Source organism: Gluconobacter roseus NBRC 3990, from assembly GCF_006538885.1.
Lineage (GTDB): Bacteria > Pseudomonadota > Alphaproteobacteria > Acetobacterales > Acetobacteraceae > Gluconobacter > Gluconobacter roseus.
This window is the reverse complement of record NZ_BJLY01000004.1, coordinates 247,833-265,583: the sequence shown is the minus strand read 5'-3', so window position 1 is coordinate 265,583 and position 17,751 is coordinate 247,833. Positions and strand designations below refer to the sequence as shown.

Here is a 17,751-nt window from a genome sequence, read left to right as displayed (position 1 = left end):
GACAGATCACCGCGAAATCAGGTGACCGAATCGGTTTTGAATCATGGCGACTCGAAAGGGAAGCCTAAAAATGCATTGTTCTTCAGTTTAGTATGTCAAGTGTGGTTCGAAAGACTCTTGTCAGTCGGGCTCAGAGTTCTTCCTGCTGGTCGTCCTGTCCGGATGAGGCTGGCGGCTGCGACGGCACGGACTGGTGCGTCTGCTCCTGACGGTGCTGGAGTTCAGCTTCCATCTGCGGCAACTGGTAGATCTTCTCGGTCACATTGGCTGCCAGCAGCACCAGACTGACCAGCAGCAGCGATAGCCCCCGCCCGACGATCTGACGCCGTCTCCAGAAATATCCCGGCAGGAACAGCCACCACCAGAAGCCCGGTGGCGTCTGGCCGTTTTCGCGGATGGAGTTGCGGTCGAGCGTGAAGGCCGTGAAAAACAGCACCAGCGACATGATCCCGATAATGGAGAATGTCCCCATTCGCTCGCTGTCAGGAACCTGACGCCAGTCTAGGATCAGCAGCGCCAGACGCTGGATCAGCCACGGCCCGACAAGCAGGACCCAGGCCCAGTGTTCCGAGATGCCCGTGGACAGGCGCAGCAGGCCCGTCAGCGGAGAAACGAGCCCGGCAGCACTGGCCGGACGCCAGGCCTCGCCGAACTCCGACGTCCAGACCAGCGTTTCGGGCTTGATGCGCTGCTGCATGATCAGACGCAGGATTTCTTCACGGGAAACGGGACCAACCTGCTGCCCGTTATTCTCGTAAAACCATTCCATGCAAAAAAAGCCTCCCGGATTGCTCCGGAAGGCTTCTAGCACAAAGACCCTGCAATGGTCGAAAGGCCTGTGGCTCCTTCAGGAGCTTTTGCGGCCGAACATCAGTCCACCGACAATCATGCCCACAACCGTGGCGATCACCAGCGAAATCAGCGGACGGTCCTGAACGAATGCCGTAGCGGCTTCGAGCTTGGTCTCGCCTTCGTCGCACAGATCGGCAAAATCCTGCTGTGCCATGCCGGAAAGCTGGTCGAACTTGCCTTCGGCCTGCATTTTGGCATCGCCGGTCAGACCGCCAACGCCGTCCTTGACCTTGCCCTTGACGTCATCCAGGAGGCCTTCAGCCTTCGTTTCAGTTGTATCAGCCATTTTGTTCTCCTTTGTCCGGATAAACCTGTGTCCGCATTCCAACGCGCAACGGGAGCATCCGGTTCCTGTCCGATATGATCCTTGAGCGGAAAAGAGACAAGCCCCGCAAATCGGTAACATAGTGTATCATTTGTGCTCATTTTGATTTTCACCATCAAAACTGAACAGGATTTAAGGTCCCGTCATGGCAGCACCGGATCTCCTGCCTTATAAGTGTGGAAACATACAGCATTGCCGCCTGAGAGCTCCGCGCTCTGGTATACGGGAAAGACAGAACGACTATGGATCAGCAGACGGCCGGCTCCAGCGACCGCCTTACGAACAGCACCACCCAGTCCGCCCCGCCCCGCGTACGGTCCCGCCGTCGCTGGATCCTGTGGGCCGTTGTTCTTCTGGTCGCTCTTCTGATCCTGTTCGCGATCTTCCGCCCCCACGGGACAACACACAAGCACGGTCATGGTGCAGCAGCCGATGGCAGCGTCCAGCCCGTCGCCGTCGCCACAGCCCATACCGGCGACATGCCCGTCATTTTTCAGGAAATCGGTACGGTCGTTCCTGTCACCAACGTAACGATCACGCCGCGCGTCAACGGCCATATCGCCGCTGTCTATTATCAGGAAGGCCAGCACGTTCATAAGGGAGACGAGCTCGAGCTGATCGATCCGCGCCCCTATGAGGCCACGCTCGCCCAGTATCGCGGCACGCTCGCCGCCGATATCGCGCAGCTTGAAAAGGCCCGCGTGGACAATGCCCGTTACCAGCGCCTGATCAAGCAGAACTCGACCTCGGCCATGACCGCGCGTGACCAGGAATTCACGGTGCAGCAGCTTGAAGGCCAGGTCGAGTTCGACCGCGCCAATGTCCGCAATGCCGAACTGAACGTGATGTACTGCCACATCATCGCTCCGGTCGAAGGCCGTGTCGGTATCCGTGCGCTCGACGTTGGCAACTATGTCACCGCTGGCCAGTCCGGCGGTCTGACGGTCCTGACGCAGATGCAGCCGATTTCCGTGATCTTCACGGTCCCGCAGAACCAGCTTGGCGAAGTCGCAACCCATCTGCGTGAAGCCGGCGAACTGACGGTGGAGGCCTGGAACAGCGACAATACCCAGAAACTCGCTACTGGCACCGTCAAGGCGCTGGACAGCCAGATTGATACTTCAACCGGAACGGTCCGGATGCGTGGCATTTTCGCGAATGAGGACGAGCACCTCTTCCCGAACCAGTTCGTCAATCCGCATCTTCTGGTCACAACGCTGCACAACGCGCTGCTCATTCCCGGCAACGCCCTGCAGACCGGTCCGGACGGGCGCTTTGTCTATCGCGTCAAGTCCGACATGACCGTGGAAACCGTACCCGTCACCGTGGGCACGACCGATAGCACGAATGCCGTGATCCAGAAGGGTCTGAGCGAAGGCGACCGCGTCGTCACCGACGGCGTCAGCCATCTGCGTCCGGGTCAGAAGGTTTCAATCCCCGATACGTCTTCGACAGCGAAGCAGAATACGGAAGCCGAGCAGCAGACGGCTGGCCAGCACCGCCGTCACCGCAACGGACAGCAGAGCTCCGACGCATCGCAGCAGCAGAACGACCCGTCCTCGCCCGCCGATACCGGCAATCACTGATCGCCGACCAGAACAGCAAGATTAGGGAACAGCAAGACCGTGAATCCGTCCCGCCTGTTCATCGAGCGCCCGGTTGCCACCAGCCTTCTGATGTTCGCCATCCTGCTGAGCGGCCTGCTCGGTTATCACTTCCTGGCCGTGTCAGCCCTGCCGCAGGTCGAATATCCGACGATCACGGTCTCGACCTTCTATCCAGGCGCCGGCCCGGACGTGATGAGCACGTCCGTCACAGCGCCTCTGGAAACCCAGCTTGGCCAGATGGCCGGGCTGGACCAGATGACGTCCCAGTCTTCGGGCGGTGCCTCGGTCGTGACCCTGCGCTTCGGGCTCGACATGTCGATGGACGTGGCCGAGCAGGAAGTCCAGGCGGCGATCAACAACGCCACCTCCCTGCTCCCCAGCGATCTGCCCGCGCCCCCGATCTATGCGAAGGTCAATCCGGCTGACACGCCTGTTCTGACGCTTGGCATCACGTCCAAGACGCTGCCGCTTCCAGAAGTCGAGGACTACGTCAACACGCGCCTTGAGCAGAAGATCAGCCAGATTTCCGGCGTCGGCCTCGTCACCCTGTCGGGCGGCAACCGCAAGGCGTACCGGATCCAGGTCAATATCCCGAAGCTGACCTCGTACGGTATCGCGATTGATACGCTGCGCACCATCATCAGCACGGTGAACGTCAATTCGCCGACCGGTACGTTCGACGGTCCCAAACGCTCCACCTCCCTGCGCATCGACGGCCAGATCCAGTCTGTCGAACAGCTCATGAACCAGGTGATCGCGTATCAGAACAACGGTCCGATCCGCGTGCGCGACATCGCAACCGTCGTCGAAGGTGCGGAAAACGCACAGCTCGCCGCCTGGGCCAACCGCACGCCGGCGCTGATCCTGAACGTGCAGCGCCAGCCCGGCGCAAATGTCATCGGTGTCGTAGACAACGTGCTGCGCGTCCTGCCGCAGCTCAAGCTCGACCTGCCGCCCGGCATTGACGTCACGCCTCTGACTGACCGGACCACGACCATCCGCGCCTCGGTCAATGACGTGGAATACGAACTCGCGCTGGCCATGCTGCTGGTCGTGGGCGTGATCTTCGTGTTCCTGCGGAATGTTCCGGCGACGATCATTCCCAGCCTCTCCGTTCCGCTGTCGCTGATTGGCACGCTGGCGGCGATGTATTTGCTGGGCTTCTCGCTCGACAATCTCTCGCTGATGTCCCTGACCATCGCGACCGGCTTCGTCGTCGATGATGCCATCGTGGTGATCGAGAACATCGCCCGTTACGTCGAGGCTGGCGAGGATCGCTATACCGCAGCACTCAAGGGCGCGGGCGAAATCGGTTTCACCATCATCTCGCTGACGGTCTCGCTGATCGCCGTGCTGATCCCGCTGCTGTTCATGAAGGATGTCGTTGGACGTCTCTTCCATGAATTCGCAATGACGCTCTCCATCACCATCATCATTTCCGCCGTCGTCGCCCTGACGCTGGTGCCGATGATGTGCGCGCGTCTGCTGTCCGATACGCATGCGCCGTCCACGAAGAACACGCTCTGGAGCCGCCTGTCCAACAGCACCGAACGCGGCATCAATGCGCTGATCGCAGGCTATGGCCGTTGGCTCGACGTGGTGCTGCGCTTCCGTGTCACGACCCTGCTCGTCACGCTGGGGACGATCGTACTCACCGGTGTGCTGGCCTGGACCATTCCCAAGGGCTTCTTCCCGACACAGGACACCGGCGTCATCCAGGGCATCTCCGTGATGTCGCAGGCCATTTCGTTTGAAGGCATGAAGGAGCGTCAGGCAGCCCTTGGAGACGTGATCCTCAGGGACCCGGACGTCGCCAGCATCTCGTCCTTCGTCGGCATCGACGGCCAGAACATGACGCTGAATGTCGGCCGCTTCCTGATTAACCTCAAGCCGCGTGAACAGCGGACGAGCGACCTTCAGACGATCCTGCGCCGCCTTTCTTCCGTCGGGCAGCAGGTGATCGGCGCCGAACTCTATGTCCAGCCGATCCAGGATCTGTCGCTGGATTCCTCGATCTCCGCCACGCAGTACCAGTTCATGCTGGAAAACCCGGATTACGACACCTTCAAGACCTGGGTGCCGAAATTCGTGGATGCGCTGCGCAAGGAGCCGTCCCTGACGGATGTGACGTCCGATCTTCAGGCCGAGGGACTGGTTGCCCAGCTCTCGCTCGACCGCCCGACCGGCGCGCGGTACTCCATCACGCCGCAGACGATCGACAATCTTCTGTATGACAGCTACGGCCAGCGCCAGATCACCACGATCTACACGCAATCCAACCAGTACCGTGTCATTCTGGAAGCCGATCCGAAGCTCCAGACCGATCTAACGTCCCTGAGCCAGCTTTACCTGCCGGGCATCTCGTCTGAAGCCGGTGGCAGCACGTCGGGTCCGACGCGCCAGCCGACCTCCGGCCTCGTGCCGCTGTCACAGGTGACGACGATCACGCACGCGCTCTCCCCGCTGCTGATCAGCCATTACGGACAGTTCCCGGCCACGACCGTCTCGTTCAACGTGGCCAATGGCTATTCGCTGGGGACCGCGACCAACGCTATCGAGCGCGTGGAAAAGCAGATCGGCCTGCCGCCCGAGTTCCAGACCGCCTTCCAGGGCACGGCTGCGGCCTTCCGCTCGTCGCTGTCCAACGAGGTCTGGCTGGTCATGGCGGCCGTGATTGCGGTCTATATCGTGCTGGGCATTCTCTATGAGAGCTACGTCCATCCGATCACGATCCTCTCCACCCTGCCTTCGGCCGCCATCGGTGCGCTGATCGGGCTCTATCTGTTCGGGATGGATCTCGACATCATGGGCATCATCGGCATCGTGTTGCTGATCGGCATCGTGAAGAAAAACGCCATCATGATGATCGACTTCGCGCTCGAAGCCGAACGTCTGGAAGGCCATACGCCCCTTGAATCCATCAAGCGCGCGGCCATGCTCCGTTTCCGTCCGATCCTGATGACCACTCTGGCGGCCCTGTTCGGCGCCCTGCCCCTGCTGCTTGGCACGGGCGTTGGCTCCGAACTGCGCCGTCCGCTGGGTGTGGCCATCGTCTTCGGTCTGATGATGTCGCAGTTGCTGACCCTGTTCACCACGCCGGTCATCTATCTGTTCATGGATGAGCTTGGTACCCGGAGCCGTGCCTTCATCAAACGTCATCGCCGCAGCAGTCCGCCGTCACCGAACCAGCCCTCCAACCCCCAGACAGGCGCTCCGTGAATCTGGTCCGCCTCTTCGTTCTGAGGCCCGTTGGCACGACGCTGATGGCCGTGGCGCTCGTGATCGGCGGCATCATGGGGTATTTTGCCCTTCCGGTCGCCGATCTGCCGAACGTGGATTTCCCGGTCATCATGGTGACCGCAAACCAGCCCGGCGGCTCTCCGTCCGAAATCGCGAGTACGATCGCCGGCCCGCTGGAGCGGCATCTGGGCGCGATTTCCGGCGTGACCGAGATGACGTCGGAATCCACGGTCAACCAGACGCGTATCACGCTGCAGTTCGATCTATCGCGGGACATCAACGGCGCGGCGCGTGACGTGGAGGCAGCGCTGCAGGGCGCGCGGCAGGATCTGCCCACGACCCTGCGCAGCAACCCGACCTATATGAAGGCGAACTCGAACGGCCCGCCCGTTCTTGCGCTGACGCTGACATCCAGCACCCGGACGCCGCAGGAACTCTACGATTTCGCCAGCAACATCCTCATCCCGCAGCTCAGCCAGATCGAGGGCGTGGGTGACGTGGACATCCGTGGCGCCTCGCTGCCAGCTGTGCGGGTCGAGATCAATCCGCTGCGGCTGTTCCGCTACGGGATCGGGTTTGAGGATCTCCGCGCTGCCCTGGCGTCCGCCAATGCGCATACGCCCAAGGGCTTTGTGGATGCCAACGGCGCGCGCATGATGCTGTCCACCAATGATCAGGCTACGAAAGCGGAGGAATACCGCGACCTGATCATCGCCTATCGCGACAGCCAGCCCGTCCGTCTTACGGATGTTGCGGAGGTCAATGATGGCGTCGAGGATCTGCGGCAGGCCGGCTATCTGAATGGCCAGGCCGCCATCATCTGCACCGTGTTCACGCAGGGTGGCGCCAATGTCATCAAGACGATCGACGGGATCCGCACCCGCCTGCCCGTGCTGCAGTCCGCCCTGCCCGGCAACACGAATATCTCGATCCTGATCGACCGTTCCAAGACGATCCGCGCCTCGCTGGACGATACGAAACAGACGCTCATCATCGCGGTCGTCCTCGTGGTGGCGGTGGTTCTGCTGTTCCTGCGCAGCCTGTCGGCGATCATGGTGCCCGCAATCGTGGTGCCGGTCTCGATCATCGGCACGTTCGGCGTCATGTCGCTGATGGGGTACCAGCTCGACAATATGTCGCTGATGGCCCTGACGATTTCGACAGGCTTCGTGGTCGATGATGCCATCGTGGTGCTGGAAAACATCGCCCGCTATATGGAGATAGGCTACGGGCGGCAGGAAGCCGCCATCAAGGGCACGACCGAGGTGGCCTTTACCGTCATCTCAATCACCGTCTCGCTGATCGTCGTTTTCGCGCCAATCATGCTCATGGGTGGGATCGCCGGTCGTCTGTTCCACGAGTTCGCGATGACCATGGTCATCACGCTCTGCATCTCCCTGGTCCTGTCCCTGACGCTGACGCCCATGATCAGCGCCCAGCTCCTGACCCATTCGGACGATAACGGGCCCGGCTTCTGGAAAAAAATCGGCCGGTTCTGCGAGCGCATGATCAACGCCACCACGGCAGGCTATGGCAGATCGCTGGACTGGGCGCTGGGTCATCAGTTCCTGATCGCACTGTCCCTGCCTGCCACGCTGGTGCTCGCGGGCGTACTGTTCGTGAAAATGCCCAAGGGGTTTTTCCCGTCCGAGGACACCGGACAGATCATGGGCCGCATAGTTGCCGACCAGTCGATCTCCTTTCAGGCGCTGCAGAAAATCGTGGTCAAGGCCATGAAGGTGATCGCATCCGACCGCGATGTCGTCGGCGTCATGGGTGGGGTGGGCGGACGTTCGGCAAACTCTGCCAATGTCTTCGTGGCCCTCAAACCCAAATCCGAACGGACAGACGATCTCGCCACGACCATCCAGCGCCTGACCCGCAAGTTCTCCCATACCCCCGGCGCCCAGTTGCGCCTGATGGCACCGGGCAGCGTGCGGACGGGCGCGCGCTCCGGCGATGGCGCCTACCAGTATTCGCTGGAAGGCGCATCTGCCGAAGATCTGTTCGAATGGACGCCCAAGATCGTGGCCGCGCTCTCGAAACTGCCGCAGCTCATGGACGTGACCTCGAACGTGGAACAGGGCGGACAGGGCATCAACATCGCCATCAATCGCGATACGGAAGCGCGCTATTCCGTCACGCCGCAGCTGATTTCCAACACGCTCTATGATGCCTTCGGCCAGCGCGCCGCATCCATCATCTACGGCAATCTCAACCAGTACCGCGTCGTCATGGAAGCCGCTCCGCGCTACTGGCAGGACCCGTCGATGCTGGAGCAGATGTGGGTCAGCATCTCGGGCGGGACAGCGGCAGGCGGAACAGCCTCCAACAACATCCGCGTCAAAGCCGCGACGACGGCGACCACCCTGTCCCAGAGCGAAATCTCCTACCAGAACTCGGTCGCAAACGCGCTCGCGGGCGGCAAGTCGGCTTCGAGTGGTTCGGCTGTCGCGACGAGCGCTGCCACGATGGTTCCACTCTCCGTTGTCTCACGACAGCGCAACACGAATACGGCGCTGACGGTCAGCCATCAGGGACAGTTCGTCGCTACGACCATTTCCTTCAATCTGGCGCCGGGCGTCTCGCTTGGGCCGGCCGTCGATGCCGTTCAGTCAGCCATGGTCAAGCTTCATGTACCCTCGGACATTCATGGCGGATTTGCCGGCAATGCGGCCGCCTTCCAGCAATCGGCCAGCAGCGAGATCCTGCTGATCCTCGCCGCTCTGGCCGCGGTCTATATTGTTCTCGGCATTCTGTATGAGAGCCTGATCCATCCCCTGACGATCCTCTCGACCCTGCCTTCCGCAGGCGTGGGTGCTATTCTTGCGCTTCAGATCTGCGGGGAAGAATTCTCGCTGATGGCGATGATTGGCGTCATTCTGCTCATTGGCATCGTCAAGAAAAACGCCATCATGCTGATCGACTTCGCCCTGGTGGCACAGCGCGAGGGGATGTCCGCCATGGATGCCATCCGTCAGGCCAGCCATCTGCGTTTCCGTCCAATTCTGATGACATCGCTGGCCGCGGCTTTCGGCGCCGTACCACTAATCATCGGCAACGGTTACGGCTGTGAGCTCCGGCGTCCGCTGGGCATCGCCATTCTTGGCGGTCTCGTGGTCAGCCAGCTTCTGACGCTCTACAGCACCCCCGTCATTTTCCTGTATCTCGACCGGTTCGGGCGCGCCATGGGCCGTCTGCGGGCCCATCTCGCCTCCTTCTTTCATCTTTCATCCCGGGAAACACAGTCCTGATGACCGCCCTCCGTAAGTCTACCCTGCGCAATGCCCTGCTGGGGGCAGCAACCCTGCCTTTCCTGAGCGGCTGCATCGGCGGCATGGTCGGGCCGAATTATCATCGCCCGAAGGCCATCATCTCTGCGAAATTCAAGGAAGCCCCGCCACCGCCGGGCTGGCAGATGGCCGCCCCGGATCTTGCAAAAATGCCAAAAGGCGACTGGTGGACGGTCTTCAACGACCCCGTTCTGAACGATCTTGAAGAACGTGTCGCCAAGTCCAACCAGAGCCTGAAGGAATACGAGGCGCAGTATCGCAAGGCTGCCGCGACAATTGACTCGATCCGCGCCCAGCTCTTCCCGACCCTGAGCGGCAAGTTCAGCTTCAACCGTTATGCGCAGGGCAGTAGCGCCCAGAATACGAGTGGCGGCTTCACCTACACGTCCAGCCAGTCTTACACGTCCAACACATGGACCACCGGACCATCGGCAAGCTGGACCGTGGATGTCTGGGGCATGATCCGCCGTCAGGTGCAGGAACAGGTCGCGGCGACGCAGGCCGACGCAGCGCTGGTTGCGAATATGCGCCTGTCCTATCAGCTTCAGCTGGCCCAGGACTATTTTGAGCTGCGCTATCAGGACAGTCTGATTGCGCTCTATGCCCGCAATGTGGATCTGTACCACCATAACCTCGAAATTCTTCAGAACCAGCTTGAAGCTGGCGTGGCCGATCCGACCAGCGTTCTGCAGGCGCGTTACCTGTTACAATCCACTCAGGCGAATCTGGCCAATGCCCATATCGCGCGCGCAGAGTATGAACATGCCATTGCAGTTCTGACGGGACGGGCCCCTGCCGAACTGACGCTGGCGCCGTCGCCCCTTCCCGCGACAATTCCTGCTGCACCTGCTGCCGTTCCCTCCATGCTGCTGGAACGCCGGCCGGACGTGGCGCAGGCCGAGCGCAACATGGAATCCTACAATGCAGAAATCGGGTACGAGATTGGCGCTTTCTTCCCGCAGGTCACGCTTTCCGCGTCCTACGGCTACAGCGGCAATCCGCTTCAGCAGCTGATCCAGACAGCAACGCGGACCTGGAGCCTTGGTGCCGCGGCAACGGAAACAATCTTCGAGGGCGGATCACGTTCCGCAGCCGTCCGCAGCGCCGAAGCAGACTACGATAATGCCGTTGCCACCTACCGCCAGACCGTTCTGGCTGCGCTTCAGGATACCGAAGACCAGATGTCGGGCCTGCATTATCTCGATCAGCAGCTGGCCCTGCAGAACGCGGCCGTGAAATCCGCAGAGGAAGCAGTTCAGGTCTCGATGAACGAGTATCTTGCCGGCACCCAGATCTACACGACGGTCATCACTGCCGAACAGAACGCCCTGCAGTATCAGGAAACGCAGCTCAGCGTACGCCAGCAGCAGTTCCTGGCCGAGGTCAAGCTCATCACGGATCTGGGCGGCGGATGGACCACCCAGCAGCTTCCCAGCAAGGGCTCGCTTCAGACGGACAACCCCTTCCTGCCCTCTTTCATCCAGAGGGACAAGAACGGGAACTGAACAACAAAAAAGGGCGGGGCCATTGGCACCCGCCCTTTTCACATCAGCCCTGCGTCATGCCCTCAGAGAGCGTGAAGCCCAGCTACGCCTGCGAGAATGGCAAGCACGGCCAGCACGAGGAAGACGATGAAGAACAGCTTGGCGATGCCTGCGGTCGCGGCTGAAATACCAGAGAAGCCGAAAACACCGGCAATGATGGAAATGATAAAGAAAACAATCGCATAGTGCAGCATGACGCAGGCTCCTCGCCCAAGAGTTCGTGGTCATGTCGTAACGTGAGCAACCTGCAGAAGTTTAATTTCCTCGAAAAAGTCGCTTTCCCAGCAAGAGACCAAGGAAAAACGAAACCAGAAGCCACAGGAGCGGCTGATCCACCATCAGATCGCTAACAAGTGCTTCCGTTTCTCTTGCCGCACCAGAAATCTTTTTTCCAAACCCACATTTCGAAAAACAGCAGGCAGGCTCGTCCTGCACCCGGCCTACACCGGCTTCGAGATAACGCTCCAGATCGGCGTCCATAGGTCTTCTCCTTGATATGACAGGTCCCAAACGCAGGAAGGGGCAGCCCGATGCCGGACTGCCCCTTCCTTTTACATCCTCAGAGCGATGATGTGATGCTCTGGATCAGTGACCGACTACAGGACCGCTTTCGCCCCGTGCTGCAGCTTCTTCGCTGTAGCGACGTGCTTCCGGCGAAATGGTCAGAGCCATCGTCATGCCGGCAGAAGCCAGATAGATCACAGCAAAGGTCCAGATCACATACTGCATGCCCGGACCGAAGACGGCTTCACAGCCGGCCACAACCGCCGGACCAACCCAGGTGGATGCACCAGCACCCAGACCCAGAATGGACAGGGCAGCAGCTTTTTCACGCGGGCAGATCTGCGGCATCAGGCCAGACAGCGGGACGAACGCTGCCACGGTCGCGCCATAGAAGATGCCTGCGGCGGCCACAGCCCAGAAGTTTCCGGGGAACCACAGCGGCACATAATAGAACAGCGGAATGGCAATAAAGCCGCCGATGCCACCGAACACGGCGACAACAAACCGGTGCCCAAGGCTGTCGGCCACCATACCAGAGACGAGGTTGAACAGGATGTTGCTCAGGAAGATGAGCGACAGCAGGTTCAGCCACTGGCCAAGGGAAAACCCGAGATGGTCGACGAAGAAGGCCGGCATGATCGCCAGGAACGCATATTCCGAAGACGTGTCGATCACACGGACGATGCCGGCAATCAGCGTCTTGGGCTCACGCCACATGATGCTCATGGACCCGAAGAAAATGTCCTTGGTGGGCACATGCTCGGGAAGCAGACGCTTCTTGCCGGTCGGTTCATGCGTGAACAGCAGGGCCACAAGGCCACCGATGATCACCAGTCCGAGCGAGCACCAGAAGGTGCGGAGTTCGCCGATCTGCGGAATGGCAAACCGTGCGAACTGCGAGCCAAGCGTCGGCAGACCTGCGGAGAAGGAGAACCAGAACCAGCCAGCAGCCGAGCCCAGCATGGCGGTCGGCGTGGCGGCGGCGATCCAGACAAGGAAACCATACGCGAAGAGCGGATAAGCAAAGCCGCGAAGCGTATAGAAAAGCAGGATCATCGGTCCGCTGTTGGGTCCAAGACCCAGGGACAGGAAGCCCACTTCAAGAATGGACCACAGGATGAGACCAAGCCACATGACTTTCTTCGGCCCCATGAGATCCGACAGCGGCCCGGAGAACCAGGCGGCGATCATCACGGTGATACCGTAGAACGTGAACATTTCGTTCACGAAACCCTGCGTGTGGCCGTGATGGAGCATGTAGGTATCGAGATACCCCGCCTCCACACCATCGCCGACCATGAACAGGAGCTGCCCCACAAATGCCCAGAACAGGGCTCTGGGTATCCCAAGGGTTTCCGCAAGCCCGTGCTTGGGGGGGGAAGATTCGGACATTATAACGCTCTCCAAACGCTGGACGCATCACGAACCCATCCAGGCCTCATTGCCGGGATACATATTCGATGCGTCGTGGCAGGCCCTACGAGAGTGCTCGGACCTGTTTCTCAGAATTGTGCAGACCCAACGCGGAGAACGAAGGAACGTTCTCCAAAAGGGTACGAACCGCTCCTGAAGAAGGAGCGGACATTCAGGCTGTCTCCGGATGGAGACAGGAAAGATTCTGCAAAGAGTGATGAGTGCATACCACACAACATCGTGGCAAAGAAACCACGAATCAAAAAAGGCCGGAGCATTCCTGCCCCGGCCTCTTCCGAATTCCTGAAAAACAGGAGCCTCAGGCGGCTTCCTGCTCTTCTGCAACGTTCTGCTTCGGTCCGCTGTCCTGGCCTTTGGCAGAGACATCACGATCGACCAGCTCGATCACGGCCATATCGGCATTGTCGCCATAACGGACGCCAGCCTTCAGGACGCGGGAGTAGCCACCGGCACGTCCCTTGTAGAGCTCGGCAACAGCCGAGAACAGCTTCGTCACGACGGCATCGTCACGCAGCTGTGCGAAAGCCTGACGACGGGCGTGCAGGTCGCCGCGCTTGCCGAGCGTGATCAGCTTTTCGACGACCGGGCGAAGTTCTTTCGCCTTCGGCAGCGTCGTCGTGATCTGCTCGTGCTTGATGAGAGCCACGGCCATGTTGCGGAACATGGCAGCGCGGTGAGAAGAGGTGACGTTGAGCTTACGCCCGCTCACACCATGACGCATTGCTAGTTTTCCTTACCTTGAAAGTTCTCAGAACGTCTCGTCGAGACGCTTGGCCAGATCCTCGATGTTCTCGGGCGGCCAGGCCGGGACGCTCATGCCGAGCGACAGCCCCATACCGGTGAGAACTTCCTTGATCTCGTTGAGCGACTTGCGCCCGAAATTGGGCGTACGGAGCATTTCCTGTTCGGACTTCTGCACCAGATCGCCGATATAGACAATGTTGTCGTTCTTGAGGCAGTTGGCGCTACGCACCGACAGCTCGAGCTCGTCAACCTTGCGGAGAAGATTGCGGTTGAACGGCAGGTCATCCTGCGGCTCTTCATGCTGGACCGGACGCGGCTCATCGAAGTTGATGAACAACTGCAGCTGATCCTGAAGAATCCGGGCTGCAAGAGCCAGGCTGTCTTCGGGCGTCACCGCACCGTTGGTCTCGACCGTCAGAAGCAGCTTGTCATAGTCAGTAACCTGACCGACACGCGTCTGCTCGATCTTGTAGGACACACGGCGCACCGGCGAGTAGATCGCGTCGATGGGAATCAGGCCAATCGGGGCATCTTCCGGACGGTTTGCTGCTGCTGCAACATAGCCCTTGCCCATATTGACGGTGAATTCCATGCCGAGCTTCACACCGTCATCGAGCGTGCAGATCACGAGATCGGGGTTCATGATCTCGATGTCATGACCCGCCTGGATCTGGCCAGCCGTCACTTCACCCGGGCCCGTGGCCGTCAGGATCATGCGCTTGGGGCCTTCACCATGCATACGCAGGGCGAGCTGCTTGACGTCCAGGACGATGTCCGTGACGTCTTCGCGAACACCCGGCACAGCGGAGAACTCATGCAGCACGCCATCGATCTGGATGGCGGTCACGGCAGCGCCCTGCAGCGACGACAGGAGAATACGACGCAGTGCGTTACCGAGCGTCATGCCGAAGCCGCGTTCCAGAGGCTCGGCCACGACAGTGGCGATGCGCGAGGCAACCGGTCCGGGCTCGACTTCAAGCTTCTCCGGCTTGATGAGGGACTGCCAGTTTTTCTGGAGAACCAAGGTCGTGGCCTTTCAAACAACGAAGCACGCCAAGGGAAATTGGCGGCACCTGGGCCCGCACCAGAGGTGCGGCAAAAGATGCAATCACTTACAGATGCTGCGTATCGCGCACGATACGCAGCAAAGCATCACTCAGACGCGACGACGCTTCCGGGGACGGCAGCCATTGTGCGGCACGGGCGTCATGTCGCGGATGGACGTAATGTTGAACCCTACGGCCTGAAGGGCACGAAGAGCGCTTTCACGCCCCGAACCCGGACCGGAGACCTCGATCTCAAGCGTTTCCATGCCATGCTCGCGTGCCTTGCGGCCGGCATCTTCTGCAGCGACCTGAGCAGCATACGGCGTGGACTTACGGGAGCCTTTGAACCCCTGCGCACCCGACGACGACCAGGCAATCGCGTTGCCCTGTGCGTCAGAAATGGTGATCATGGTGTTGTTGAACGTGGACAGCACGTGAGCAACACCGGAGATGATATTCTTGCGTTCCTTTTTACGGATACGCGGAGCAGCGGCCTTGGCCATGAGAGAGGTCGTCCTAAAAGTTTAACGAAAAACGTCGATGAAGATGTCAGGCGCGGATTAGCGCGTGACCTTCTTCTTGCCGGCAATCGCCACGGCCTTGCCCTTGCGGGTACGGGCGTTCGTGTGCGTGCGCTGACCGCGGACCGGCAGGCCACGACGGTGACGAAGGCCACGGTAGCAACCGAGGTCCATCAGACGCTTGATGTTCATTGCGGTTTCGCGACGGAGGTCGCCTTCAACGCGCAGTTCGGAATCGATCAGCTCGCGGATCTTCACGATTTCATCATCAGACAGCTCGTTGACGCGCTTGGCATCGGGAATTTCGAGCTTGTTGCAGATGGACTGCGCCGTCGACGGGCCGATGCCGTAGACATAACGCAGGGCAATGACGACCCGCTTGTTGGTCGGAATGTTTACGCCGGCAATACGTGCCACGCCTGTTACTCCCATTGGCGCGGTTCGGGACCGCACCAGACTGTTACGTGCCCGGCCGTGGCCAGGTCGATTATGTCGCAGCCGGACCTGTCACCTGCCGATTCCGGCAGGCGCATACACGGTCTGACTGCACCTGTGTCGAGGGCGCGCAATATACTGCCCACCCTACCTGAGTCAAATGATAGAGATCACTTTTTCGTGATTCTATCAGAATACTCAGTGTTTCTTCGCTGCCGCAACGATGGCATCGATCTCTTTGCCAACGCTCTCAACGTCTTTCATGCCATCGACATGCAGCAGACGTCCGGCCTTCTCATAATAGGGAAGGATCGGCGCGGTCTGCTTACGATAGACATCCAGACGGGCACGGACCACATCGGGGTTATCATCCGGACGACGTGTTCCGTCTTCGCCGCGACGGCTGGCGATCCGTTCAACAAGTTCATCCTCGTTGACGTCCAGAAGGATGACGGCATCGATCGTCAAGCCGCGCGCGGACAGCATGGTATCCAGCGCCTCGGCCTGACTCTCGGTCCGCGGAAAACCATCAAGGATAAAACCCCGCTGGCAGTCCGGCTGTGCAATCCGGCTCTGGATCATGGCGACAATGATCGGATCGGGGACAAACTGCCCCTTCGCCATGATCGCCTTCGCCTCGTTTCCGATATCAGATCCTGCCGCAACTTCTGCACGCAGCATGTCGCCAGTCGAAATCTGCTTGAAGCCATACAGGCTCTCAAGCCGCTTGGCCTGAGTTCCCTTACCGGCCCCAGGAGGCCCAAGAAGAATGATGTTCATCGACGTTTCATGCCTCCCTGTACGCCGCCACGTGAGCCACGGCTACGCTGCTTGCGGATCAGTCCCGAATACTGGTGAGCGACCAGATGCGACTGGATCTGCGTCACGGTATCAATCGTCACGGACACGATAATGATCAGGCTCGTACCACCAAAATAGAACGGCACGTTATATTTGCTGATCAGGATCTGCGGCAGCAGGCAGACCACGACAAGATACAGTGCACCGATTGCTGTCAGGCGGGACAGGATCTTGTCGAAATACGTGGCCGTACTCGCACCCGGACGGATACCTGGGATGAAGCCCCCCTGCTTGCGCAGGTTCTCGGCCGTTTCCTCGGGATTGAACGTGATCGCCGCATAGAAATAGGAGAAGAACAGGATCATTGCGGCATAGAACAGCATGTACAGCGGCTGTCCCTGCCCCAACTGCTGGCCCAGAACCGAAAGCCATCCCGGCATCGAATGTCCGTTCATGAAGCCGGAGATGGTCACCGGGATCAGAAGAACGGAGGACGCGAAGATCGGCGGAATGACACCAGCCGTGTTGACCTTCAGCGGCATATGGGTGGAGTCACCGCCAAAAATGCGGTTTCCAACCTGACGCTTGGGATACTGGATCACCACACGGCGCTGCGCCTGCTCCATGAAGACGATGAAGCCAATGACCGCAATCGCCAGAACCAGGAAGATCACAACGAAAATAGGCGACAGCGCCCCTGTCCGTCCGAGTTCGAAAAGACTGGCCATGGCATGCGGCAGGTTTGCAACGATACCCGCGAAAATGATGAGGGAAATCCCATTTCCCACACCACGGGACGTGATCTGCTCTCCGAGCCACATCAGGAACATCGTGCCGCCCACAAGCGTCACGACGCAGGACGCAATGAAGAACATCCCGGGGGCCACCACAGCGCTCGCACCATGCGCCGTCATGTTCTCAAGCCCGACAGCGATGCCATAGGCCTGAAAAAGAGCAATGAAGACCGTAAGATAGCGAGTGTACTGGTTGAGCTTCTTACGACCCGCCTCACCTTCCTTCTTCATGGCTTCCATGGACGGAAGCGCCGTGGAAAGAAGCTGGATGATGATCGAGGCACTGATATACGGCATGATGTTCAGCGCGAACACGGTCATACGCCCAAGCGCACCACCCGTGAACATGTCGAACATTCCCAGGATGCCACCCTGATGCTGGGCCAGAAGCTGCCCCATCACGGTCGCATCCACGCCGGGAACCGGAATATACGTGCCAAGCCGATAGACGATCAGCGCACCCAGGGTGAACCAGATACGCTTCTTGAGTTCGGTCGCCTTGGAAAACGAACTCATATTGAGATTGGCGGCGAGCTGCTCTGCTGCGGAAGCCATCCACCTGTCCTTTCATGAAAACAGCGTCGCCGCACAAGAGCACGGGACGCTGTTCA

15 protein-coding genes are annotated in these 17,751 nt (G+C 59.9%); 4 read left to right on the top strand and 11 right to left on the bottom strand.

Going from position 1 to position 17,751, the window contains the following annotated elements:
* Nucleotides 1–130: 130 nt before the first annotated feature.
* Nucleotides 131–769: a DUF4339 domain-containing protein gene (locus GRO01_RS11255; RefSeq protein WP_062509633.1), complete on the bottom strand. Its 639-nt coding sequence runs from the start codon at nt 767–769 to the stop codon at nt 131–133.
* A 78-nt stretch (nt 770–847) separates the two neighbouring features.
* Nucleotides 848–1,138 carry a CsbD family protein gene (locus GRO01_RS11250; protein WP_141307015.1) on the bottom strand — a complete coding sequence of 97 codons (291 nt, stop codon included), beginning with the start codon at nt 1,136–1,138 and terminating at the stop codon, nt 848–850.
* A 281-nt stretch (nt 1,139–1,419) separates the two neighbouring features.
* Between GRO01_RS11250 and GRO01_RS11245 the strand changes: the two genes are divergently transcribed.
* Genes GRO01_RS11245 through GRO01_RS11230 form a run of 4 tightly spaced genes read left to right on the top strand, consistent with a single transcriptional unit; the run spans nt 1,420 to nt 10,822 of the window.
* Entirely contained in the window at nt 1,420–2,763 is a 1,344-nt protein-coding gene (locus tag GRO01_RS11245; protein ID WP_062509637.1) for an efflux RND transporter periplasmic adaptor subunit, read from the top strand.
* Between the two features lie 39 nt (nt 2,764–2,802).
* Nucleotides 2,803–6,003 carry an efflux RND transporter permease subunit gene (locus GRO01_RS11240; protein ID WP_062509639.1) on the top strand — a complete coding sequence of 1,067 codons (3,201 nt, stop codon included), beginning with the start codon at nt 2,803–2,805 and terminating at the stop codon, nt 6,001–6,003.
* Entirely contained in the window at nt 6,000–9,278 is a 3,279-nt protein-coding gene (locus tag GRO01_RS11235; protein WP_062509640.1) for an efflux RND transporter permease subunit, read from the top strand. Before GRO01_RS11240 ends, GRO01_RS11235 begins: the two co-directional genes overlap by 4 nt.
* On the top strand, nt 9,278–10,822 hold the full coding sequence (locus GRO01_RS11230; RefSeq protein ID WP_062509641.1) for an efflux transporter outer membrane subunit: 1,545 nt from the start codon (nt 9,278–9,280) through the stop codon (nt 10,820–10,822). Before GRO01_RS11235 ends, GRO01_RS11230 begins: the two co-directional genes overlap by 1 nt.
* A gap of 62 nt (nt 10,823–10,884) precedes the next feature.
* On the opposite strand, the gene GRO01_RS11225 is transcribed toward GRO01_RS11230, so the two are convergent.
* The 9 genes from GRO01_RS11225 to secY all read right to left on the bottom strand — a co-directional run bounded on the left by GRO01_RS11225 (nt 10,885) and on the right by secY (nt 17,695).
* Nucleotides 10,885–11,055: a DUF1328 domain-containing protein gene (locus tag GRO01_RS11225; RefSeq protein ID WP_011251938.1), complete on the bottom strand. Its 171-nt coding sequence runs from the start codon at nt 11,053–11,055 to the stop codon at nt 10,885–10,887.
* Nucleotides 11,056–11,116: 61 nt separating this feature from the next.
* On the bottom strand, nt 11,117–11,341 hold the full coding sequence (locus GRO01_RS11220; protein ID WP_062509642.1) for a hypothetical protein: 225 nt from the start codon (nt 11,339–11,341) through the stop codon (nt 11,117–11,119).
* Between the two features lie 105 nt (nt 11,342–11,446).
* Nucleotides 11,447–12,757 (bottom strand): MFS transporter, encoded by a 1,311-nt coding sequence (locus GRO01_RS11215; RefSeq protein WP_062509644.1) that lies wholly within the window; start codon nt 12,755–12,757, stop codon nt 11,447–11,449.
* A 340-nt stretch (nt 12,758–13,097) separates the two neighbouring features.
* Nucleotides 13,098–13,520, bottom strand: coding sequence for a 50S ribosomal protein L17 (gene rplQ, locus GRO01_RS11210; RefSeq protein WP_062509645.1), 423 nt, complete (start codon nt 13,518–13,520; stop codon nt 13,098–13,100).
* A gap of 27 nt (nt 13,521–13,547) precedes the next feature.
* Entirely contained in the window at nt 13,548–14,567 is a 1,020-nt protein-coding gene (locus GRO01_RS11205; RefSeq protein WP_062509647.1) for a DNA-directed RNA polymerase subunit alpha, read from the bottom strand.
* A 132-nt stretch (nt 14,568–14,699) separates the two neighbouring features.
* On the bottom strand, nt 14,700–15,092 hold the full coding sequence (rpsK, locus tag GRO01_RS11200) for a 30S ribosomal protein S11 (protein ID WP_011251943.1): 393 nt from the start codon (nt 15,090–15,092) through the stop codon (nt 14,700–14,702).
* 57 nt (nt 15,093–15,149) lie between these two features.
* Entirely contained in the window at nt 15,150–15,527 is a 378-nt protein-coding gene (rpsM, locus tag GRO01_RS11195) for a 30S ribosomal protein S13 (protein ID WP_011251944.1), read from the bottom strand.
* A 216-nt stretch (nt 15,528–15,743) separates the two neighbouring features.
* Nucleotides 15,744–16,325 (bottom strand): adenylate kinase, encoded by a 582-nt coding sequence (locus tag GRO01_RS11190; protein WP_062509649.1) that lies wholly within the window; start codon nt 16,323–16,325, stop codon nt 15,744–15,746.
* Entirely contained in the window at nt 16,322–17,695 is a 1,374-nt protein-coding gene (gene secY, locus GRO01_RS11185) for a preprotein translocase subunit SecY (protein ID WP_062509651.1), read from the bottom strand. The genes GRO01_RS11190 and secY overlap by 4 nt, the downstream gene beginning before the upstream one ends.
* Nucleotides 17,696–17,751: the final 56 nt, after the last annotated feature.

Excerpts from the sequence above, each read along its gene's own strand:
- GRO01_RS11220 (WP_062509642.1), bottom strand. The coding sequence starts at position 11,341 with ATGGACGCCGATCTGGAGCGTTATCTCGAAGCCGGTGTAGGCCGGGTG.
- secY (WP_062509651.1), bottom strand. The coding sequence starts at position 17,695 with ATGGCTTCCGCAGCAGAGCAGCTCGCCGCCAATCTCAATATGAGTTCG.
- GRO01_RS11250 (WP_141307015.1), bottom strand. The coding sequence starts at position 1,138 with ATGGCTGATACAACTGAAACGAAGGCTGAAGGCCTCCTGGATGACGTC.
- GRO01_RS11225 (WP_011251938.1), bottom strand. The coding sequence starts at position 11,055 with ATGCTGCACTATGCGATTGTTTTCTTTATCATTTCCATCATTGCCGGT.
- GRO01_RS11190 (WP_062509649.1), bottom strand. The coding sequence starts at position 16,325 with ATGAACATCATTCTTCTTGGGCCTCCTGGGGCCGGTAAGGGAACTCAG.
- GRO01_RS11245 (WP_062509637.1), top strand. The coding sequence starts at position 1,420 with ATGGATCAGCAGACGGCCGGCTCCAGCGACCGCCTTACGAACAGCACC.
- GRO01_RS11230 (WP_062509641.1), top strand. The coding sequence starts at position 9,278 with ATGACCGCCCTCCGTAAGTCTACCCTGCGCAATGCCCTGCTGGGGGCA.
- GRO01_RS11215 (WP_062509644.1), bottom strand. The coding sequence starts at position 12,757 with ATGTCCGAATCTTCCCCCCCCAAGCACGGGCTTGCGGAAACCCTTGGG.
- rpsK (WP_011251943.1), bottom strand. The coding sequence starts at position 15,092 with ATGGCCAAGGCCGCTGCTCCGCGTATCCGTAAAAAGGAACGCAAGAAT.
- GRO01_RS11255 (WP_062509633.1), bottom strand. The coding sequence starts at position 769 with ATGGAATGGTTTTACGAGAATAACGGGCAGCAGGTTGGTCCCGTTTCC.
- rplQ (WP_062509645.1), bottom strand. The coding sequence starts at position 13,520 with ATGCGTCATGGTGTGAGCGGGCGTAAGCTCAACGTCACCTCTTCTCAC.